At 54.3% G+C, this 21,972-nt stretch carries 20 protein-coding genes and 1 pseudogene; 8 read left to right on the top strand and 13 right to left on the bottom strand.

Going from position 1 to position 21,972, the window contains the following annotated elements:
- Positions 1-54: 54 nt before the first annotated feature.
- Positions 55-1,083, top strand: a complete 1,029-nt coding sequence (locus FOY96_RS12190; protein ID WP_023311457.1) for a Mal regulon transcriptional regulator MalI — start codon at positions 55-57, stop codon at positions 1,081-1,083.
- A 125-nt stretch (positions 1,084-1,208) separates the two neighbouring features.
- On the opposite strand, the gene FOY96_RS12185 is transcribed toward FOY96_RS12190, so the two are convergent.
- Both FOY96_RS12185 and manA read right to left on the bottom strand, forming a co-directional pair.
- Entirely contained in the window at positions 1,209-2,741 is a 1,533-nt protein-coding gene (locus tag FOY96_RS12185) for a YdgA family protein (RefSeq protein ID WP_143347159.1), read from the bottom strand.
- Positions 2,742-2,955: 214 nt separating this feature from the next.
- The gene (gene manA / locus FOY96_RS12180; RefSeq protein WP_143347158.1) at positions 2,956-4,140 is read right to left on the bottom strand and encodes a mannose-6-phosphate isomerase; all 1,185 of its coding nucleotides are present in this window, start codon (positions 4,138-4,140) and stop codon (positions 2,956-2,958) included.
- Positions 4,141-4,339: 199 nt separating this feature from the next.
- Between manA and fumA the strand changes: the two genes are divergently transcribed.
- Positions 4,340-5,986 carry a class I fumarate hydratase FumA gene (gene fumA / locus FOY96_RS12175; RefSeq protein ID WP_029740299.1) on the top strand — a complete coding sequence of 549 codons (1,647 nt, stop codon included), beginning with the start codon at positions 4,340-4,342 and terminating at the stop codon, positions 5,984-5,986.
- 183 nt (positions 5,987-6,169) lie between these two features.
- A complete protein-coding gene (fumC, locus tag FOY96_RS12170; protein ID WP_143347157.1) occupies positions 6,170-7,564 on the top strand; it encodes a class II fumarate hydratase in 1,395 nt (464 codons plus the stop codon).
- Here the strand turns inward: fumC and tus are convergent, their stop codons facing one another.
- From tus to FOY96_RS12125, 11 genes and pseudogenes are all read right to left on the bottom strand, one after another.
- Entirely contained in the window at positions 7,565-8,494 is a 930-nt protein-coding gene (tus, locus tag FOY96_RS12165; protein ID WP_033145343.1) for a DNA replication terminus site-binding protein, read from the bottom strand.
- A 73-nt stretch (positions 8,495-8,567) separates the two neighbouring features.
- The gene (rstB, locus tag FOY96_RS12160) at positions 8,568-9,866 is read right to left on the bottom strand and encodes a two-component system sensor histidine kinase RstB (protein WP_143347156.1); all 1,299 of its coding nucleotides are present in this window, start codon (positions 9,864-9,866) and stop codon (positions 8,568-8,570) included.
- Between the two features lie 29 nt (positions 9,867-9,895).
- A complete protein-coding gene (locus tag FOY96_RS12155; RefSeq protein ID WP_143347155.1) occupies positions 9,896-11,176 on the bottom strand; it encodes a site-specific integrase in 1,281 nt (426 codons plus the stop codon).
- A complete protein-coding gene (gene xisR / locus FOY96_RS12150; protein ID WP_047647992.1) occupies positions 11,176-11,391 on the bottom strand; it encodes an excisionase family protein in 216 nt (71 codons plus the stop codon). Before xisR ends, FOY96_RS12155 begins: the two co-directional genes overlap by 1 nt.
- Before the next feature lie 64 nt (positions 11,392-11,455).
- The gene (locus FOY96_RS12145) at positions 11,456-11,698 is read right to left on the bottom strand and encodes a DUF4060 family protein (protein ID WP_020882485.1); all 243 of its coding nucleotides are present in this window, start codon (positions 11,696-11,698) and stop codon (positions 11,456-11,458) included.
- A gap of 38 nt (positions 11,699-11,736) precedes the next feature.
- Entirely contained in the window at positions 11,737-12,822 is a 1,086-nt protein-coding gene (locus FOY96_RS12140; protein ID WP_143347153.1) for a RecT family recombinase, read from the bottom strand.
- Between the two features lie 9 nt (positions 12,823-12,831).
- Positions 12,832-15,969: a RecE family exodeoxyribonuclease gene (locus FOY96_RS12135; RefSeq protein WP_143347152.1), complete on the bottom strand. Its 3,138-nt coding sequence runs from the start codon at positions 15,967-15,969 to the stop codon at positions 12,832-12,834.
- Positions 15,970-16,109: 140 nt separating this feature from the next.
- On the bottom strand, positions 16,110-16,274 hold the full coding sequence (locus FOY96_RS23140) for a YdaE family protein (protein WP_074171917.1): 165 nt from the start codon (positions 16,272-16,274) through the stop codon (positions 16,110-16,112).
- Positions 16,267-16,422: pseudogene (locus FOY96_RS23135) on the bottom strand (hypothetical protein); the annotation flags it as partial. The gene FOY96_RS23140 and the pseudogene FOY96_RS23135, both read right to left, overlap by 8 nt.
- A 372-nt stretch (positions 16,423-16,794) precedes the next feature.
- A complete protein-coding gene (locus tag FOY96_RS12130) occupies positions 16,795-17,331 on the bottom strand; it encodes a hypothetical protein (protein ID WP_087822706.1) in 537 nt (178 codons plus the stop codon).
- Between the two features lie 26 nt (positions 17,332-17,357).
- Positions 17,358-18,050: a LexA family transcriptional regulator gene (locus FOY96_RS12125; protein WP_143347150.1), complete on the bottom strand. Its 693-nt coding sequence runs from the start codon at positions 18,048-18,050 to the stop codon at positions 17,358-17,360.
- Between the two features lie 127 nt (positions 18,051-18,177).
- Between FOY96_RS12125 and FOY96_RS12120 the strand changes: the two genes are divergently transcribed.
- The 5 genes from FOY96_RS12120 (at position 18,178) to FOY96_RS12100 (ending at position 21,646) form a co-directional block, all read left to right on the top strand.
- On the top strand, positions 18,178-18,429 hold the full coding sequence (locus FOY96_RS12120; protein ID WP_087822704.1) for a transcriptional regulator: 252 nt from the start codon (positions 18,178-18,180) through the stop codon (positions 18,427-18,429).
- A gap of 29 nt (positions 18,430-18,458) precedes the next feature.
- Positions 18,459-19,001 carry a toxin YdaT family protein gene (locus FOY96_RS12115; RefSeq protein ID WP_143347149.1) on the top strand — a complete coding sequence of 181 codons (543 nt, stop codon included), beginning with the start codon at positions 18,459-18,461 and terminating at the stop codon, positions 18,999-19,001.
- A gap of 84 nt (positions 19,002-19,085) precedes the next feature.
- Positions 19,086-20,003: a phage replication protein O gene (locus FOY96_RS12110; protein WP_172620516.1), complete on the top strand. Its 918-nt coding sequence runs from the start codon at positions 19,086-19,088 to the stop codon at positions 20,001-20,003.
- Positions 20,000-20,686 carry a replication protein P gene (locus FOY96_RS12105; RefSeq protein WP_143347147.1) on the top strand — a complete coding sequence of 229 codons (687 nt, stop codon included), beginning with the start codon at positions 20,000-20,002 and terminating at the stop codon, positions 20,684-20,686. Before FOY96_RS12110 ends, FOY96_RS12105 begins: the two co-directional genes overlap by 4 nt.
- Positions 20,687-20,926: 240 nt before the next feature.
- Complete coding sequence (locus FOY96_RS12100) at positions 20,927-21,646, top strand: HNH endonuclease (protein ID WP_172620515.1); 720 nt, start codon at positions 20,927-20,929, stop codon at positions 21,644-21,646.
- Positions 21,647-21,972: the final 326 nt, after the last annotated feature.

The following is a 21,972-nucleotide window of genomic DNA, read 5'->3' as shown; positions in this document are numbered from 1 at the left end:
TAACGTATTGATAAAACGTTTTACCGATCTCATTTCAGGGAGTCACGCCAACACATGGCTGTAGCGAAAAAAATCACCATCAATGATGTCGCGCTGGCGGCGGGCGTTTCCGTCAGCACCGTTTCTCTGGTGCTAAGCGGAAAAGGGCGCATCTCTCCTGCGACCGGTCAGCGGGTTAACGAGGCGGTTGAGCAGCTGGGTTTTGTGCGTAACCGTCAGGCGTCGGCGCTGCGCGGCGGGCAAAGCGGGGTGATTGGCCTGATTGTCCGCGACCTGACGTCACCTTTCTATGCGGAGCTGACCGCAGGGTTAACCGAAGCGCTTGAAGCGCAGGGGCGGATGGTCTTTCTTCTGCACGGCGGTCGCGAGGCCGATCAGCTTCTCTCCCGGCTCGATATGCTGCTGAATCAGGGGGTGGACGGGGTGATCGTTGCCGGGGCGTCGGGCGTGGGCAGCGAGCTGTGCGAGCGCGCCGCCGAAAAAGGCGTGCCGCTGGTGTTTGCTTCGCGTGCCAGCTATCTGGACGAGGCCGATACGCTGCGACCGGATAACATGCAGGCCGCGCAAATGCTGACCGAACATCTTATTCGTCGCGGACATCAGCGCATTGCGTGGCTCGGCGGGAAAAGTTCGTCCCTGACCCGCGCCGAGCGGGTCGGCGGCTACTGCGCGACGCTGATTAAATACGGCCTGCCGTTCCACAGCGAATGGGTCGTGGAGTGTGAATCCAGCCAGAAGAAAGCGGCGGAAGCGATAGGCGCGCTGCTGCGCAGCAGTCCGACGATCAGCGCCGTGATTTGTTACAACGATGTGATTGCCATGGGCGCCTGGTTTGGCCTGATCCGCGCCGGGCGTCAGAGCGGCGAGGGCGGGGTGGAAACCTTCTTCGGCCATCAGGTGGCGCTCGGGGCGTTCGCCGACGTCGGTGAAAACGCGCTCGACGACCTGCCGATCGTCTGGGCTACAACTCCCGCGCGGGAGATGGGCTACACGCTGGCGGACAGGATAATGCAGCGCATCGACAACACGGACGTTCAGGCCGGACACCAGATTGTGGCGGCGCGGCTGGTGACGGTGAAATAATCTCCGCTGCACATCGCCCGGCGGCGCTTCGCTTGCACAGGCCAACAACGGCTCGGGATCGTAGGCCGGGTAAGCGTCAGCGCCACCCGGCAATAAAAAACCCCTCGAGCGAGGGGTTTTGACGTTTACTGCTGCGGTGCCGCCGGTTCGGCTGGTGCCGCCGGTGCTGCCGGTTCCGGCATCCCCAGCGTCGGCATACCAAACATGCCGACAAAGTCTTCCAGCGGCATCTTGTCGCCGTTGAGCGTTACCTGGCCGTTGGCATACTGCAGGCTGGTGGAAATCGTGTTGTTTTCCACTTTGGTGATGCGGAACATCTGGCCCATTGCCGCCAGACCTTTCACCTGCTGGTTCGCCAGCTTGCCGGCGTCTTCATCGCCGTAGCCTTCCAGCTTCGCAATCTGGGTCATAAACTCGGTCGCCATATCCATCGGGATGGTCAGCTTGCTGTCGAGCGACTTCACGCTGCGATCCACTTCCTGCGCCAGCGTCTGCGGTTCACCCGTTGCGGTTGCCGGATCTTTCAGGAACAGCGACAGGTTAAAGCTGGTTTCGCCTTTGCTGTTTTTCCAGCTCAGCGGCGCAACGGTGATCACCGGCTCGCCTTTCAGCAGGACAGGCAGGTTGTTAAACAGTACCGCCATCGCCTGCTGCTGGTAAACTTCAGGGTTCTGCTGGAGTGCGGCATCGGTCAGCAGCGCCTGGCTCTCTTTGCTGTATTTCTGGCTAAACTCGTGCCACGCCTGGCCGTCGATATTGCCGATCTTCAGTGACAGCTTGCCGGTGCCCAGGTCCTGATTCTGCACCTTCAGGCTCTTCAGCGTGTAATCCAGCTGCGTGTTGATGCTTTTACCGTCTTTGGAAACGTCGGATTTGCCGTTGACGTCCATACCTTCCAGCACGGCCATCTCTTTTCCTTCAACCGCAATGGCAACCTTGTCGAGAGACAGTTTTTGATCGCCGATACGCTCCTGGAAATCGGTCATTCGGCTGTTGCCGTCGGCCTTCAGGTTGTTGAAGGTGAGCTGAACCTTTTGGTTATATTCGTTCACGGCATTGACCAGGCCGCTTTCCGCTTCACCCGTCAGGGAGAACACGTTTCCGTCGCGGTCAGCGTCAAGTTTGAAGTGACCGCCGCTGAAGGCGACTTTCTCATTCTCTTTCTCGTAGTTCAGCGCTTTCAGAGCAATATCGGAGCTCGTGTCACCGGCATAGCTGATGCGGGTATTAATATCGAAAGGCGATTCATTCTTCGCCAGGTCAAACAGCGGTTTGGTGACGTCGTTATTCACCAGCACGGTATGAACGGACGCCATCGACGGGATCAGGTTAAAGGACTTCAGCTGCGCCAGCGGCAGCGGACCGTGGCTCACCACCTCGTCCAGCACCACGCTCTGACCCGGTTTCAGCCAGCCGTTTTCAGCACCGGCCACTGGCTTTACCACCAGCTGCATACGGCTGGTAAACACGCCGCGATGATAATTCTGGTAGCTCAGCTCCAGGCCCGCCTCCGGCGCGCTGCGCTTAATCTCTCCGTTAGCCTGCGCCACCATCTCAGCCAGACGGCCTTCCAGCTGTTTCCCGGTAAACCAGGAGGCACCCGTCCAGACCACGCCTAACGCTACAATCACTCCAACCGCTACGACCGATTTTTTCATTGCGACTATCCCTAAAATGAAACCAGGCGGTAAAAACCGCCTGGAGATATTAAGCCTGCAACTAGCTTAGCAAGAGTTGTTAAAAAAATCAGTAAGTCCCTAATACCCGTCATACTTCAAGTTGCCTGTGCGTTGGCTTTCCTCGCTCACCCCAGTCACGTACTTATGTACGCTCCTGGGGATTCGCTGCGTCGCCGCCTTCATGCAACTCGAATTATTTAGGGTATAGCTTATTGAAAACGCGCGCCAGACGACCGGTGCCGCTTACGCTGACCGGTGATTCACTGGCTGCAACGAATGCTGACTCACCGGGCTTAAGCACCAGACGCTGTTCGCCTTTGCGCAGCGTCGCTTCGCCCTCGGCGCAGAACAGAATCGCCGCGCTTTCCTGCGCGATGACGGCTTCGGCCTGGCTCAGGTCGTGCAGGGAAAAAGCAAAATCCTCAACCGGAATTGGGAAGTCCAGCTCTGCGCCGTTTTTCACCGGCTGAGTCAGCAGCTCCGCGGCAGGTTTCGCCACAAACTTCACGTTGGCAACCAGTTCAGGAATATCGATGTATTTCGGCGTCAGGCCCGCGCGCAGCACGTTATCGGAGTTAGCCATTACCTCCAGCGCCACGCCCTGAAGGTAGGCGTGCGGGGTTTCAGCGAACAAGAACATCGCTTCGCCCGGGTTGAGCTTCACCACGTTCAGCAGCAGAGGGGAGAAAAGACCGCTGTCGTCCGGGTAGAATTCGGAGATCAGGCGGATAGTCTCCCACGGTTCACCCTGCTGGCTGCCCAGAGCCGCTTTCAGCACCGCCAGCGCGTGAGATTTCTCTTCACCCTGCATATTCAGCAGGCTGGCAAACAGTTGGCTCAGCGCGTCCGCGTTCGGGTTTTCAAGGAAGTGGGCGATAGCCTTGTGGGCACCCGCGACCGGTTGCAGCAGGGAAACGATCTCTGAAAACTCGCGGAACGCGTTCATCGCCAGGAACGGGGTCAGCGCAAAGACCAGCTCCGGCTTGTGGTTAGGATCTTTGTAGTTACGCTCGGCGGCGTCTAAAGGAATTCCCGCCGCGTTCTCTTTCGCAAAGCCGATTTCAGAGGCTTTCTTGTTCGGGTGAACCTGGATGGAGAGCGGCTGGTCGGCGCACAGTACCTTGAACAGGAACGGCAGTTCGCCGAAGCGCTGAGCCACCTTGTCGCCCAGCAGCGCGGCTTTATCGGCGTCAATCACGTCACGAAGGCTGCGAACCTGGCCGCTGGCGTCTTCAATTTTTGAGCTGCTCTTCGGGTGCGCCCCCATCCACAGTTCTGCCATCGGCAGGTTGTTCGGGTTCGCGATACCGTAGAGATCCGTTAACGCAGTTTTACTTCCCCAGGCGTAGTTTTGCACTGAGTTAATGAGTTTTTGCATTATCAAGCCCTGATTCAATTGTGGAATTAACTCCGGGTATTAAAGCAATAAACCTCATGGAAGTAACCTGTGGATGTAAAAAGTCGTACTAGTCTCAGTTTTTGTTAAAAAATTGTGTAGGATAAGCTGACTCGCTTTTAAGCCGGGCAGCGGAACATCTGCCCTGAATAAACAGACCGAAGCAGTAAGTGAGAGACCAATGTCGAATAAACCCTTCCATTATCAGGATCCTTTCCCCCTCAGTAAGGATCGGACCGAGTATTACCTGTTAACCCGCGATCACGTCTCCGTCTCTGAGTTTGAAGGACAAGAGATCCTCAAGGTAGATCCGCAGGCGCTGACGCTGCTGGCGCAGCACGCTTTCCACGACGCCTCGTTTATGCTCCGCCCAGCGCACCAGCAGCAGGTTGCCGATATTCTCAGCGACCCGCAGGCCAGCGAAAACGATAAATACGTTGCCCTGCAGTTCCTGCGTAACTCAGACATCGCCGCGAAAGGTGTTCTGCCTACCTGTCAGGACACCGGCACGGCGATCATCGTCGGTAAAAAAGGCCAGCGCGTCTGGACCGGCGGCGGTGACGAAGCGGCCCTGGCGCACGGCGTCTACAACACCTACACCGAAGATAACCTGCGCTACTCGCAAAACGCGGCGCTGGATATGTACAAAGAGGTCAACACAGGCACCAACCTGCCGGCACAGATCGATCTCTACAGCGTCGACGGTGACGAGTACAAATTCCTCTGTATCGCCAAGGGCGGCGGTTCAGCCAACAAAACCTATCTTTACCAGGAAACGAAGGCGCTGCTCACCCCGGGCAAGCTGAAAAATTATCTGGTTGAGAAGATGCGCACCCTCGGCACCGCGGCGTGCCCGCCGTACCATATCGCGTTTGTGATTGGCGGTACGTCGGCGGAAAGTACGCTGAAAACCGTCAAGCTGGCCTCAACCAAATACTACGACGGCCTGCCTACCGAAGGTAACGAGCACGGCCAGGCGTTCCGCGACGTACAGCTTGAGCAGGAACTGCTGGAAGAAGCGCGTAACCTGGGCCTCGGCGCGCAGTTTGGCGGCAAATACTTTGCCCACGACGTGCGCGTGATCCGTCTGCCGCGTCACGGTGCCTCCTGTCCGGTCGGGATGGGCGTGTCCTGCTCCGCGGATCGCAACATCAAGGCGAAGATCAACCGCGAAGGCGTGTGGATCGAAAAACTGGAAAACAATCCGGGCAAATACATCCCGGAAGAGCTGCGCAAAGCGGGCGAGGGGGAAGCGGTTCGCGTCGACCTGAACCGTCCGATGAAAGAGATTCTGGCGCAGCTTTCGCAGTATCCGGTCTCGACCCGTCTCTCGCTGAACGGCACTATCATCGTGGGCCGCGACATCGCGCACGCGAAGCTGAAAGAGCGTCTGGACAACGGCGAAGGCCTGCCGCAGTACATTAAAGATCATCCGATCTACTACGCAGGCCCGGCAAAAACGCCTGAAGGCTACGCATCCGGCTCGTTAGGCCCAACCACGGCAGGGCGTATGGACTCGTACGTTGACCAGCTGCAGGCCAACGGCGGCAGCATGATCATGCTGGCGAAAGGCAACCGCAGCCAGCAGGTGACGGACGCCTGCCACAAGCACGGCGGCTTCTACCTCGGCAGCATCGGCGGCCCGGCTGCGGTTCTGGCGCAGGGCAGCATCAAGAGCCTGGAGTGCGTGGAATACCCGGAACTGGGTATGGAAGCGATCTGGAAAATTGAAGTGGAAGACTTCCCGGCGTTTATCCTCGTGGATGACAAAGGCAACGACTTCTTCAAGCAGATCCAGTCGTCCCAGTGTTCGGCGTGCGTGAAGTAATTCTGTAAATTGTCGGGTGGCGGCTGCGCCTTACCCGGCCTACGAGTCTGGTAGGTCGGATAAGCGTCAGCGCAACCCGACACCAAAAAGAGCGCACAAAGCGCCATATCGTTTCTCAGAAGTCATCAATACTTATCCCTTAAGCATGTGAGCAATCCCTCTTTTGTTATCAAGGAGAAAGTAATGACCACGGTACGCCATGAGAAAGACTCGATGGGCGCCATCGACGTCCCGGCCGACAAGCTATGGGGCGCGCAAACCCAGCGTTCGCTGGAGCACTTCCGTATTTCGACCGAAAAAATGCCCGTCTCGCTGATTCAGGCATTGGCGCTCACCAAACGCGCCGCCGCAAAAGTGAACCAGGATTTAGGCCTGCTGACGGCAGACAAAGCGACCGCCATCATCAACGCCGCCGACGAAGTGCTGGCGGGCAAGCATCCCGATGAATTCCCCCTCGCCATCTGGCAGACCGGTTCCGGCACCCAGAGCAACATGAACATGAATGAAGTGCTGGCAAACCGGGCCAGCGAACTGCTTGGCGGCGTGCGCGGCATGGAGCGTAAGGTCCATCCGAACGATGACGTCAACAAAAGCCAGAGTTCTAACGACGTCTTCCCGACGGCGATGCACGTGGCGGCGATCATCGCTATCCGCGAGCAGCTTATCCCGCAGCTTAACGTCCTGAAAGCCACGCTCAACGAGAAAGCGCAGGCCTTCCGCGACATCGTCAAAATTGGCCGTACGCACCTGCAGGACGCCACGCCGCTGACGCTCGGCCAGGAGATTTCCGGCTGGGTGGCGATGCTGGAACATAACCTGAAGCACATTGAATACAGCCTGCCGCACCTGGCGGAGCTGGCGCTCGGCGGGACGGCGGTCGGGACCGGGTTAAACACCCATCCAGAATACGCGGTGCGCGTGGCGGAGGAGCTGGCAAACATCACCGGGCAGCCGTTCGTCACGGCGCCCAACAAGTTCGAAGCGCTGGCGACCTGCGATGCGCTGGTCCACACCCACGGCGCGCTGAAAGGGCTGGCGGCCTCGCTGATGAAAATCGCCAACGACGTGCGCTGGCTGGCCTCGGGTCCGCGCTGCGGCATCGGTGAAATCAGCATTCCGGAAAACGAGCCGGGCAGCTCCATCATGCCGGGTAAAGTGAACCCGACCCAGTGCGAAGCCATGACCATGCTCTGCTGTCAGGTGTTGGGCAACGACGTAGCCGTCAACCTGGGCGGTGCGTCCGGCAACTTCGAGCTGAACGTCTATCGCCCGATGGTGATCCACAACGTTCTGCAATCGATTCGTCTGCTGGCGGACGGGATGGAGAGCTTTAACGAGCACTGTGCGGTAGGGATTGAGCCGAATCGCGAACGTATCAGCCAGTTGCTCAATGAATCCCTGATGCTGGTGACGGCGCTGAATACCCATATCGGCTACGACAAGGCCGCCGAGATCGCTAAAAAAGCGCATAAAGAGGGGCTGACGCTGAAAGCCTCCGCCCTGGCGCTGGGCTATCTCACGGAGGCGGAGTTCGACGCCTGGGTGCGCCCGGAAGCGATGGTCGGCAGCCTGAAATAGTCATCCCGCCACGTACAGGTGCAGCCGCGGAATAATCAGCTGCAGCGGCTGCGCCTGAGGTCTGTAACGGTGCTGGACATTGTCCGCATCGTAATTCAAAAGCTCACCAATATCCGGCACGATGGCCCCCCGATCGGCATCATAGAGCGCAATCAGCGGCGTAGGGCAGGCATACTGAACCTGTTTTTGCTGGCCGGAATACCAGACGCGGGCGATAGGCTGTACCTTCACCGGACGCTTTATCTTGAGGCGCGCGTCCGCCGGCAGCGAGGCGATACTGTGGTACTCCTGCTCCAGGCGCTCAATCCACTGCTCGCGCGACCACGGTGCGACGGTGCGCGGCGTCTTCAGGCTTTTTTCCAGCTGCGCCAGAATCTCATCCCGGGTGAAGTTTTTAATGATGTGCTTATTCGCCCAGCCGAAGCGCAGCGTGGCGGGGTGACGCAGTACCGTAAGCGTGCGATAGGCGTTCAGGGTAATCAGCCCCGGAAGCTGACGGTGCACCCATTCAAACCGGGCGGCAGGGGCGAGGCCGGACTCTTCGGTAACGATCTTTTCAAAGGCCGCTTTCAGGGTGTTGATGTGGGTAATCTGGCTTTCCAGCGCGTCGCGCGTTGTCGCATCGGTTTGCAGGCAGATCACGCCGGGCAGACGCACGGCGGCCTTACTGCTGCGGTTTTCTGACTGCTGCTGGATAAACAGGCGGCGATAGTGCTTCAGCGTCAGCTCAAGGGCGGCGCTGCCGATGTGCTGTTCAACCGCGATGGTGTCCAGCGGGTCGTGCTCGGCCCCTTTGGCAACCTCGGGCAGGGTAAAGACGCGCGCGGCCAGCAGACGGCAGCTCTGCAAACGTTCGGTCAGGGTCAGGAGCTCGTGTTCTATTTCCCGAAACGTGCTGTTCAGCCGTTCGAGGAGATCGTAGGTCGCCATAAGCACTCTCGTTAGTTACAACATACTTATCATATAGCACAGCACGCCGGGTCAGGCCAGCGTGCGGTTGAAGTCAGGCAGGGACGGGAAGGGCGATGTTATGGTATACCGGCCAGCTAAAGCAGAAGCGCGCGCCGCCGAGCTCGCTCTCTTCGCAATGCACCGTGCCGCCCATCGCCTGCGCGATAGAGTAAACAATCGCCAGCCCCAGGCCGCATCCGCCAGTGGCGCGATCGCGGCTGGGGTCGAGGCGGACAAACGGTTCAAACACAGTTTCTCGCGCTTCCGGGGCAATCCCCGGACCGTCATCCTCCACCGTCAGACTGGCCTGATTGCCCTGCAAATCCAGCCCAATCTGTAGCGTGCTTTCGCTGTAGCGCATGGCGTTGTTCATCAGATTGTCCAGCACGCGCTCCATCAGGCGCATATCGAGCGCGCCGTAATCACCCGGCGTGACGCGCGTTAACAGCGTGCGCTGCGGGTTTACGCTCTGAACGTCATCGATGTGGGTTTGCAGCCAGACAGGCAGGTCCGGCGTGCTGAGGTTCAGTTCGTTTTGCGGACGATCGAGGCGTGCGTAGGTCAGCAGCTCCTCGATCAGCGCCTCAAGCTGGCCGATATCGCGGTTAAGCGCCTGAGACTCCGCTTCCGTCAGATTCTCGCTCATCTCCAGACGATAGCGCAGGCGAACCAGCGGCGTGCGCAGCTCGTGCGCAATCCCGTCGATCAGCTGCTTTTTACTGGCGATCAGGGCATTGATGTTATCGGCCATCTGGTTAAAGGCCACGCCCAGACGTTCAAAACTGGAACCGCTGTCGAAGTGAATGCGTTCGGTAAAATGCCCTTCGCCAAAACGCTGCGCGGCGGATTCCAGCTTCAGCATGTCCTGCCAGTGCGGGCGCATCCAGATAAAGACCGGAAACGCGAGCGAAATGGCGATAAAGGCCATCAGCGCCATGTCCAGCAGACGCATCTGGTGCAGATAATAGAGATAGGGCACCGGCCCGACGGCCAGTACGTAATGGCTGCGCGGAATACGCTGGATAAAGGTGTATTTCTCGTCCAGCGCGACGATGTCCCCGTCGCGCAGACGCTGCATGGCGGGCGGATCCAGCTCAAAATCTTTTAACGGCTCGATGCGTAAATCGAACGACAGGTTCAGATCCAGCTCTTTGAGGGTTTTCGCCCAGTCGTGCGGCGGGATCTCTCTCAGCTCGCTGCGCATCAGATAGAGCGAGCTTTTCATCAAATCGTCCAGCGACTGCCTGCCCGCACGTTCGGCGGTGAATTTATAGACCAGCCCGACCAGCATGGTCATGACCAGGAAGCAGACAAACAGCAAAAGATAAAACTGCACAAACAGCTTTTTCATTAAATATCACCGGGAAATCAAGTAATTAACTACTTTGTTTTTACCTTCAGGGGCACTATAGGGGCATTTGCATATCCGCCAAAGCGCTGATTCAAAAATGATACCTGATCGCTATCGAGAGCATTTATCCACGCAGAGTATACATGGAAGACCATCTCTGCATTCTCATGACCCATCTGATTCGCTATAAAAGCAGGATTAGCACCTGCCGACAACATCCAGCATGCGTATGTATGACGCAGCTGATAGGGGCGTCTGCGGCGAATTCCCGATCGTCTTACCGTAATATCCCATAATGACACAATTGAACTGACTGAATAGTACGCAGCTTGCTTGCCTTTCTGAGGTCGAGGCATAAACACAAAGTGCAGTTTCTGCGTTTCCGTTTTACCGAACTCCCGGTGGTGAAAAGTGATTGGTACCTTAGGGGCACTCCCGGTAAGTTCCTTTTGAGCTCGCAAAGCTTCCAGAGCCGGCTCCAGTAACTTTATCGTCCGGTATCCAGCTTCGGTTTTGGGTGGTCCAAACAAGCCTTCCTGAGTTAGATTGCGCGCAATGTTAGCTTCGCCAGAATTAAGATCGATATCCTCCCAGGCAAGAGCGCAAAGCTCCCCGGGTCGAACGCCGGTATAAGCGAAAAATTGCCACATGTTTTTCTGCTGAGCCGGAGCAGTCTCTTTCAACTGCTCAAACTCATGTCTCAGAAGTGGATCTGGTTTTGTTTGCCCTTTGCGAAGCCTTTTTATCCCGACATATGGTTGATACGAAATGACTTTATTTTTAACCGCATAGTCGAGGATTTGCCGCAAGATGGCCAGATAATAATCTACTGTTCTAACGGCGCGGCCGGTTTTATTTCTCCTCTTTTCGGGAGCATAGTTAGTCTCGCCAGTCAGTAATTCCTTTCTCCAGCCCAGAATGTCGCTGTTGGTGATGGATGCAACCAGCGTTTCAGGGCCGATTAGTTTTGTTAACGTTCTTACAGCTATCCCATAGCTTCTTGTGGCATTGGGTGAGAGATCGATTTTATGGTTTTCATACCATGTTGATGCAAGTTCGGAGAACGTCGTAATATTTTTAGATGCATAAAACTTTGCTGACACCTTTGACTCCGGGAACATGCCCCGGTAGTCAAAAGTGCCCAGTTGAATCTCGCTTACAATTTTGGCCCTTAGATTCCCGGCTTTTTTGAGATTCGATGCATTTACGATCCATCCTTTCAATGTTTCTCGACATCTAACGCCCTGAAACTTGAAACTTATTCGTATTTTATTGTTGTGGATCTCAACACCCGTTGGCATTGCAGCCATTATGCCTCCTTCACAAACCTGTTAATGTTTGGGATGTTGTACCAGACAAGTCCTCGCTCTTCGGAGCTGCTTCCATCCAATGGGATTCTCTTAAAATGAACACCTTCTACCCAGGAGGTTTGGCGATAGCTTTTAATCTGACGATCTGTAAGGCCTGTCTTCTCTTTTAGTTTTGAAGCAACGCCCCATTCTGAATCGTAAATTACCTGCGACATGGTTCACCTCAGGTAACCGGCATGAGTATAGATATGCCGGTCTTTAGTCGTTGATATTTCAGTTTCAGTTTGCCTGGCCGGGCAGGGAACGCAGTCGGCGCATGCCGGTCATTGCTGTGGCCACGTAGCTTGCCTTGCAGTTGACCACTTCAACCCAGACCTTCACGCCTTCCACTCTTACCGTATAGGTCTCTTTCATCTTGCTGCGCCCATAATCACCATATCTTTGCTGGTGGGCTGCGAGTGCGATTTCACATGCCTGGCGAGCTAAAGGGGATTGCTTACTGCCTCGATTAATCAGTCGCATTTCTTCTCCTTGAGGGAGGGTTTCCCCTCCCAATCTCGTTAGCCCAAATATTCCGGTTTCATATCCGCCAGGGTGATGCTGAACTGACTATGCAGTTCGTCGCCCAGATGGCGTTTCGACGATGCAAGAACGCGCTCTACTTCTGCGAACCGCGCAGCTGCATCGGGCTCATCTGAAGGTGGCAAGGAATTGATGGCTGCTTCGACTTTGTTCCGTGCATCAACCAGGTAATAACGCTTCACGGCCTTGTTTTTCAGCTCAGTGAACAGGGCAGAACCCAGCGTTGCTTTGACGGTTTCAATATCTGCGCGCAGAGCTTTAGCGCTATCCACATCCTGAGCCGCCTCGATGCGATCACGAAAATCATCAGCAAGTGCATCAATGTTTTGAGCTGATTCCTGAGCCGTTTGAGTGGTAGTGACGTTGTCACCTGAAATGTCTGCAAGGCTTACGTGCTGCGTCGGTACGGGGTTTACCTCTCGTTCTTCACGGCGATCATCGAGTTCATCCGGGGTGTAGACGCCCAGAATCACATCCGGGCAGAACAGTCTCGCCCAGCGTTTGACTGCCAGATACGCCAGCTGCTGGCGAGGGTCGTCAGCCCAAAGGGTTGAGTTTCGGGTTCGGGCCTGAGCCAGCAGCAAATCGAGTTCTCTCGGCTGATCTTCGCCTTTAAGCGTTGCGCGGATAATGATGCCGATCCCGGCTTCGTCAGCCAGGGTCCAGCCCGGGACGCGGTACTCGCCTTTGTCTCCTTTACGGATATGGAATTTTCCAACGACCTTTTCCCATGGCCCGTACCACTCATATTCAAAACGGCTGGCCAGCATGCCGCTGCGTGAAATGACGGCATTAACCAGCTGCGCTTCATACCCGAGCACACCGTTAATCAGGTGCGTCTTCTGCGCCACGGCAAAGGGATTCATCTGCCACTGTGCCGCTTGCATCGCTACAGCCATGCAATCGGCCTGATTGCCCTGCAGGTGCTTAGGAACGGTGGCAGTGCCTTGCGCCATAATCTGCGCGAACGTGCTGATGGCGTTCAGATACTGGGAATCAAACAAAGCCACGTTGGAGTTAATAACGGTGTTCTGGTCAGCAATTGTAACGTTAGTGTTATGCATAAATCCCCCTTAAGCCTGAGCGCGCAGCGCTTCGAGGCGGCGCAGGTCGAAGTCGTTCAGTTCATCGGTGTAATCGGTAGTGATCGGCGCTGGCCATTCGCCCGTGTCGAAACCTGTGGCAATGGCGCGCATCGTTTTGCGGTACTCGAGCATGCCCAGTTCCAGCAGTTCGGTTGACGCCTCAATGATGGCGATCCAGTGGTAGTTCTCGTCTTTGTTGACGAAAACCCAGAAGAACTGGTCCAGCGCCGCGGTCTCGCAATACATAGCCGCACTGAGGTGGTAGTCCCGGTCAATGATTTCCCGGTGCAGCCTGGCGCGTAGGCTTTCTTGCTTCACGTTCCACATGCTGATGGTTTTCAGGTCCGCACCGATGCGCACGCCGTCCAGTTCAATTTCAAGGTCCGGACGTACACGCACTTCTAAACCTGTTTCGTCGTCAAAACCGAAGTAGCTCACTTCAACGGCGCGGCTTGGATGTGTCAGCAGCATGCCCGCGGTCGGGTGCGCCAGTAGTGCTGACTGAATTGCCCGCGCTGTGGCCAGTTGCTGGCGGGTAACCAGAATCTTTTCGCCAGGGTTGTCGCGCCAGGCATCCAGCAGTTCGTCGGCGAATATGGCATCGGGCTTAACCGACTTAACTGCTTGGATCATGTCTGCCTTGGTGCCGGACACTTTCAGCGGCGTCGGTTTCTGCGCTTCCTGTGCGACCAAATCAGGATTGATGATCGCTAATTGCTCGAGTAGCGCATCACGGCTGCCGCTGGTTTTAACCTGCGCCTGCAGAGTGGCGTTGTACTCTTTGATGCACGCTTTCATTGCCGTCGCCGTTTGCTTCTGGCCTTCTTCAATACGCTGGTACTCAGCAGGCAGAGCCATATAGCTTTGAGCCGTTTCTTCCAGGCTGGCGCCAAGCGGCGCTGGAGCGGGAAGGGACGCGTTATGTTCTTCAAGTAACGCTTTAATCTCGTCAGCGCTTAGCAGCGCCGGCAGGCTGGCGTTGTACGCGTCGATGAACTCGCGCAGAGTTGCGGTGGTGGTGAAAGTACCCTCTGGGATCTCAGGTTCTACGCTGAATTCTGCTTCGAGGTTTTCCGGCTGCAGTGCAAGGGCGTGCACCAGATTTCCCATATCCAGCACTTTGGACGCTGTGCGCGGGATGGTTTTAGCCACATGGCGCGCGTTGAAGTACATCAGGCTGACACGGGCATCTTTCACCTGGGTTGAGCTAATACCGTTTGCTGCGTGATAAACGTCATTCGGTAGGCCTTCGTAGCGGCCAGGCTCGAAGTAAGCCGGGTATTCAATTACCGGTTCTGCTTGGTGTTCTTCCAACGCTACGGAATCTGTCTGCGAATTAGCTGCATCAGTACTTTCGCTCGGTGGTACCGAACCAACATCTTCGTCTTTCTCTGGCTTAGCCGTTTCCATCTGCACATCGTTGGTGGTCTCCGCTGCGTTTTCCGTTTTTTCGACTTCATTTGAGGAGGTATCGACGACCGGTTCGGTATTTCCACCCATCAGGCCATCGATGGAGAACACTCCACTGCCGAGATTTTCAACCTGTGGTTGTTCAACTGGGGCTTCAGTCTCAACTGCAGCAGTAGGCAACGGCAGTAGCTCCACAGCAGAGTTAAACTCAGCCGTCATGGTTTTATTCACAAACTCAAGATGAGCCGCTGGCGTGTGATGAATGTTCTCTGGTGCGATGCGGATCAGATTGAAGATTGCCGCACGGTTCACCGCCAGTACGCCGGGCTGATTACGCAGGATGGCGCTCCATGATTTCCATGGTTCTTCTTTCTTAGCCACGATTTCTTTGGCACGTCGTAACACGCTCGAAGGTATTTCGAAGTGGTGGAAGTCCATAGGCAGTAGGGCGCATGCGATCTCAAGATCGAGGGTGTCCAGAGTGTGGTGCGCGCCTTCGCCGCGATCCGTTACATAGCCGCCGTCTGCATTGGTACCAGAATCAGTGCGCTGAATATTACTGATGCGATTACCTGCAGCCCATTCGCGAACGAGAATGCCGCGGTCAATGTAATCAGTCGCCGCCCAGATTCTGGTGAATCGGAGAACCAAAGCGAGTTCGTGACGCTTCTCCTGGCTGAACACCTTGCGAATGGCCTCGGTGTAGCGCCACAGGTCTTTGGTATCGTAACCCTTAACCTCTTCGCAGTTTTCTGCCGCCAGCAGCAGGTTCTGGACGTAGCCGTTGTCAGTGTCCATTTCCAGCGCGCTGATACCTTCGTATTCTTCGCGGGTTAAGTGGTGGCGCAGTTCATCGCCGGTGAACTGGGCGAGTAGCTGCTTGCGGAAGGGCATACGAAGGACTGGATAACGTGTGGTTTCGTCATCATTCTCGTCAATCTGAATACCGGTTTCAGGTTCTGGATCCTGACCGGTTGTAACGCCGGCATCGCTGGTGATTTCTGATTTGAGAAGATTAATTTTTCCGCTTCTCCACTCTGCAACTAACTGATTGCGGTCGCCGGCATCTGCTCTCGCCCAGTCAGCCATGAATGCAGCGATAATTTCAGTTTCGTGCGCTTCATCTGGCGCGAATACCTGCTTAATCGCCTGAACCAGTTTCCACTCAGCGTTCAGGCTGAGTTCGGCAACTTCAGGGATGTCGTTTTTCGCCAGCAGCAGGTTCTGGAGATAAGTGTTGCCTTCATCCAGAGACATTTCGCTGGCAGCCAGCTGCTGCTCTTTAGTGATATGTGACTGGTATTTGTCGCTGGTCAGGTGGACGGCAAAACGGACCGCTGGAGTGCGGTTTTCAAGCGGGACACTTTCGATGGTAGTTTCGACATTAACGGTCGTTTCCGGTGCGGGAGTGTTATCACCGGCACCAGTCGACTCAGCACCAGCCTTTGGCAGCCAGGTGCGTCCATTATCCTGGAGTTCGTAGCGTTTGCACCAGGTGTAATCCACGGTGCTTTCTTCCGGGAGGTCGTCGAAGACTGGGAAATCGGTGCGAACAGGTTTGGCGTAATCCTTACCGCGGCCGGTTTCAATACCAGCATCTTCCAGCTCAACATCGAGCTGCAGGTTGGCACGGGCTTCTGATTTAGCAGTGAACCAAATCACTGCGTCTTCTTTGCAAGATTTCTGCGTAGCCTTAACTACATAGAAAAATTCCATGTGAGATCCTCTTTTTTAGATGTAAGATCCCCGGGCCAGAGATAGCGCCCATTGGGTGAACTTTGGTTTTTTAAGTAGTTTTCCGGTGTAACTTTGGTCGGGAGCACCGGACGTACGGGCCGCCTTGCGCGGCTTTTACGTTATGCCTCGTGGGCCATCTGGTCGTACGAAGCACAACGTTCAGAGCAGTATTCTTTATCTTTGCGCGCCAGCTGTGCGCCGTTGCAATAGAGAAGGGTACTTTTGACTACTTCCCCCGGTTTAACCGGCTTGCCGCAGTACCCGCATTTCGTTGAGTTACACATCTGGATTCCCCTTTTGCGCCAGCAGGTAGCACAGGCGGCGAAGAATCACCTCGAAGAGGTTCAGTTTCACGGCCTGTTGCCGTCCTGGTTTGCGTGCGAAATCAATCATTCTCACCCTCGTTTGCCTTATCGCCGGCCAGCGGAACGTTTATACCTGATGCACATTGTTGTAGCGGTGGATGGCCGCTGGTTTTCATAACTAAGGCGCCTCGGTGAAGCGACTGAGGTATGAAAGTCGTTTGATTACGCACCATTGCCATTCACCCTGAGCCCGCCGGGCGTCTGACGCATGGTTTAACGACGCGCCGTTCGTCTATGTGGTTAACAATAGCTAAAGCGATTAACTCAGTCAATCGCCAAAACGATAACAATCATCGATAAAGTGATAATTAATTGAATGTTAAAGCGATATTTTTTTGTGAATGGCGAAAAAAGTGATAGCTGTTGGGTTAAAAGTTGGGGGAAAGAGGAGGAGTGGGTGGGTGAGGGCAGTAAAAAACCCGCCGGAGCGGGTTGGATGTTATTCTGTTTCTGGATTTATTTCTGGGGTAGAATATCCATTTAAATCGAAAGTGAACTGACGAGCTCCAGATTGATAAAAATCGGCCTCGATAATCAGTTTCTTATGTTTAGCTATGTCCTGTAGAAACACTTTTGGATTTTCTAAGTAAATAACATCAGTACTACCATTATTTGGCCTGAGTGTTTTGTATTTCTGTATTTTTTCGTCATCAAATTTCACATTGATGTAACAACCATCATATGAAGGACAGTTGAATTGCCCTTTAGTGATAATGAGGATTGCTTTATCTAGCTGAATATTGTCAGGGTTTTCACCTTCTTTTAGTTCGACTCTAGGGGAGCGCAGAACCATCGCCAGCCATGATCCGCCTTGATATGGTGGCTGTAAATCAACAGGTCGCTTTGAGTTAGTCTGTAGAATTTTCTCAGTTGTACCACGCATCTCATCTTTAGAATATGTTAACAACCATCTCGCAGACATTGCCTGAGAAGAAATCAAAGCTGTGCTTAAAATTGCAAATTTCAACCATTTCATAATCTTATTATTTCCGTATTTTATCTTTACGCGAATCTTTTATAGTCAACAGACTGCCTAAGCAGAACTTTGGCCATCACATAAAATGTATCTTCATCTTCAGGTTCAACGTACCACTTTTCGTAAATCGGATTGTCGGATATTACCGCGAGGCGGTCACGCTGCATCTGAAGGCGCTTAACATGAAGGGTTTTGCCGAAGACAAATACATAAACCCCATCGCCGTCAAAATGCGTAACGCTGGTATCAACGAAAATTTGATCGCCAGGCGAAATGGTGCCATCCATGCTGTCGCCGTTAACCGTTATGACTTTGACGTGTGCAGCTGGTCGGTTGCCGAACAATGCGCGCGCTTGTTCAGTTGTATATTCAATGGCTCGGATAGTTTCAATGAAATCGCTGGTGACAGTTGCGCCCGGCCCAGCACTGGCTTTAACGTCGAGAACATCCACGCGGTAAACCCCATTCAATGACGGCTTAACCTGATATAGCGCAGTCGGTTCTTTTAAGCCATTGGAAGCCATTTCCCCTTCGCCAGTAGACAGCCACTCCGGCCGCACTCCCAGAACAGAAGCGATCTCAACGGTTTTACGAGAGCCGTTCGCGTCCTTGAGTAACTTATTTACGCTTGACTGAGCCATGCCGACATCTTTGGCTAATCGGCCCTGTGTATATCCAGCATGTTTCATTGCCTGCGCCAGACGCTCCGAGAATCCCATATTCACCCCTATCACTGATTCCTTTAACTGTATCGCTCAAGCGATTATTTAGCAAAAAATCGCCTATGCGATTGACATTCGCTAAAGTGATAACCATAATCGCTTTGAACTGATAGCTGAGGTGATAATGAAGACCCCAACAGTAGAGAAGAACTCCGCAGTAGAGAAAGCGATCGCCATTGCTGGCAGCCAGAAAGAACTGGCAAAACGTTGCGGTAAAGCGCAGTCCACTATCTGCGACTGGCTAAACGGAAAGAAACGCATCTCCCCGGTTCACGTTCCTGAACTGGTGAAAGCGGTTGGTGGTGAAATCCAGGCTCATGAATTTCGCCCGGATCTGCCGTCTATCTTTCCACCCCCTGACAACCATGCCGCTTAACGGCGGCCCTAACAACGAAAGAGAAAGCAATGCATTCACTTGCGTATCAAAAGAATACCGGAATACACCCGGGAGAAATGATAAACCACGCTCAACCTAAGGCGGCTCCAGACCACGAAAAGATCCGCGAAGTGGTCCGGGCGTGGTCGTCGGCGCTGAACAATCAGGACGTCGTGTCAGCGCTGATCATCAACGAATACCGGGAGCGGGGCGGAACAGCCATCAGCTTCCCAGAGGATATCGGCCGTGCGCGCCAGAAGCTGTTTCGCTTCCTGGATAACCGTTTCGACTCTGAGCAGTACCGCGAGAATGTCCGCCAGCTGGCCCCGGCAATCATGGCCGTCCTGCCGCTGGAGTTCCGTAACCGTCTGGCGCCGAAGAACGACACGATGTCGCTGATCGCCTCTGCGATGAAAGAGTGTGCCGAGGCTAAGCAGGCTGTCCTGCTGGACGCTCCAGAGCTTCAGAAGCTGAAAGAGGTAAGCGAGGGGATAGCGTCGCTGTTCCGCCTCATGCCGGAGCAAGTAGGTCCTTTGATGACAATGGTCACAACCATGCTGGGGGCAATGTGAAGACTTCAGAAAAGGCGAAAGCCGCGGTGCTCGAACACCAACGGCTTTCAGGTGCAAAAACGGAGTGTAATTGCGGAGCTAAGTATGTCAAACACAGCTGAAATTATCAATTTCCCCCACAGAACCGAACAACCGGGAGGTCGTATGGCCGACCTGTCGAACGGGTATACCAAGGTCGCTAACGAGATCCAACAGCTCAAGCCTCGTCTGAGAATGTCAGGCCGGGAGTGGCAGTGTTTTGAAGCGGTGATCTGGCTTACCTACGGCTGGAACAAGAAGCAGGATCGCGTTACGAACACGGTGATCGCCGAGCTTACAGGGCTGAGTGATTCCCACGTTTCTGATGCGCTCAAATCACTCGCAGAACGCAAAATTATCTTCAGTCAAAAGCAGGGCGTGATGAAAACGGTCGGTATAAATACTGACCTTTCAGCCTGGATTTTAGACAAACCGAAAACGGGAAAAGTCTTCCCGAAATCGGGAAAAGTGTTACCGAAAACGGGAAAAACCTTCCCGGAAACGGTAGACACCCAAGACTATAACAAGAACAATATTAAAATATCCTCGTCTCGGAATTCTGACGAATCCCGAAACCAGAAGACTCAAAAGTTTCTCTCACGCCATCCAGAAGCTGCCGCCGGGATATACACCCCAGCAGGTAAATCATGGGGATCCGCTGACGACCTCAAGGCCGCACGCTGGATTTACGACAGGCTTCTCACCGTCAATGCATCGCTATCAGAGCCAAACTGGGCTGAATGGGCAAACACCATCAGGCTGATGCGTGTCCAGGACAAGCGTACTCACTACGAAATCTGTGACCTGTTCCAGTGGGCCAACCGGGACGAGTTCTGGAAAGACAACATCCTGAGCCCTTCAAGTCTGCGAAAGCAGTGGGATCAGCTCACCACCAAACGGCTGCGTGCAACCGGAGCGGTAAAACCATCCCGGGGCGGTATCGACCTGCATAACACCGACTGGATCGACGGGATGCTGGAATGAAAAACCTTGCAGAGAGCATTCGCGATTTTGACCGGGAACAGGCTCGCCGCGTGGCGCATAACTTGCCAGAGCAGTACACCGAGCGCGAACAAACGCAGCAAGTGGCGCAGATTATCAACGGGCTATTCGTACAGCTGGCGGCCGCATTCCCGGCAAGCCTAGTTAATCGCAGCCAGGAGGATGTGAACGAGATCCGCCGCCAGTGGGTGCTGGCGTTCAAAGAAAACGGGATAAGCACCATGGAGCAGGTTGAAGCCGGCATGCGCATGGTACGCCGTCAGGAACGCCCATTCCTGCCTTCGCCAGGCCAATTCATCAAGTGGTGCAGGGAAGGGCGCAGCGTGCTGGGGATCACCACCGCTGACGTCATGGCTGAATACTGGAAGTGGCGTAAGCTGGTGTTCCGGTACTCGAGCAGCGAGCAATATCCGTGGCCTAAGCCGATTTACTACCACATTTGTCTCGAACTGCGGCGCCGCGGAACCGATGGCCAACTGAGTCACAAAGAGCTTGAGCGTGAGGCTGGAGATATACTGGGTATGTGGGAAAAGCGAGTGCTGGCCAGGAAGCCGATTCCGCCCGTTCGACAGGCGTTGGCTGCACCAGTTGCTCCGAAGGGGCCGACACCGGCGGAGCTTTTGAAAGCTAAATATCAGCGGATGAAAGCAGATGGCAGGGCATAGGGAGGAAATGGTCTGTTATGAGCGAGAAGCGGAAGTTGGCACTGGACGATCCTCACGCCCCTGAAATGGTAAAAATGGACATTAGTGCCATCGCCTGAAGCGACATGATTACCCTTCAAGCGTCATGCCGCTCTGATATTGGGGATTTTCTAAAGAATAGAGAAGAAAAGCCTTGCGATGCGGACCAGAAAAATAAAAATTGTTGGAGTAATCTATTAACCAACTATAAAAATGGAATCAATGATGGGTTTGCCTGTTCCGAAAAGAAATTTACGGATTTACGACCTGCTGAAAATGGCCGGTATGTCATTAGATGACTGGCCACATGCTAACTCACCTAACCACAACCAAAGCTGGGCTTGGCTTGAGGGTGATATCGCAGTGGTTAACGTGTGGACCGATAACATCAAGATATCGACCGGCTCGGAAGATACATACACGACCAGCTACCAAGCTCGGGGGCAGGACAGGAAAGGAAAGGAAACTGATGACATTTATAAGGAGATTATTCGCAGGAGATTGCCGGTCCGCGTGCTGCTGAAGGTACGTAATACGAGCAAGCGCATTCTGGATACCGAACAATGGTCTGCGGCCTACGACGATCTGACAGGTGTATTATTTCTTACCCGAGGTGAAGTCGCTCAATACGAAGATCAGCATGGTGATTTTCGTGATGACAGCAGTATAGAGAAATCAGAAGCAGCCCGCAGGAGCAGTGGGTTGCGACTGCAGGCATTAAAAAGAAGCCGTGGAATTTGTGAGTATTGCGGCGAGCCGGGATTTTTGACGAGCAAAGGGACTCTCTTTGCTGAGGTGCATCATATTCAGCCTTTGAGCGAAGATGGTCTCGATACACTGGCTAATCTTGTAGTACTTTGTCCCAATGATCACAGGCGAGCGCACCATTCAACGGAGAGCGACAAAATGAGGCTGTTTTTCACCCAACTCCGTAATGCCTAGCAAGAAGAGTAATCACCCGGTTGGGATGCCGCTCACCAGGCATTTTCTGCAAAATTGCATGTGACTTGACTACCCATATGCATTTTACTTGACGACCGTTTGCGGATCACCTGATCGCCAGAAAAGTTTTGCTTAACTCAGCACATAAGACGAAGTTCGGACAAAACGGTACCTGTGCACGATTTACAGTGAGGTAAAAAGCGGTTTGCAACCTTGTTGTAGGTTAGTAGTGTCCGCTTCTGGCACAGGGCGGACGTTCTAACGAAACTGAAGGTCCGCTGTGAGCGAAAAGCGGAACTTCACCCATAGGGTTAATACTAACACTG

Source organism: Enterobacter asburiae (assembly GCF_007035645.1).
Taxonomy (GTDB): Bacteria; Pseudomonadota; Gammaproteobacteria; order Enterobacterales; family Enterobacteriaceae; genus Enterobacter; species Enterobacter asburiae_B.
This window is presented reverse-complemented; position numbering and strand designations above follow the sequence as displayed.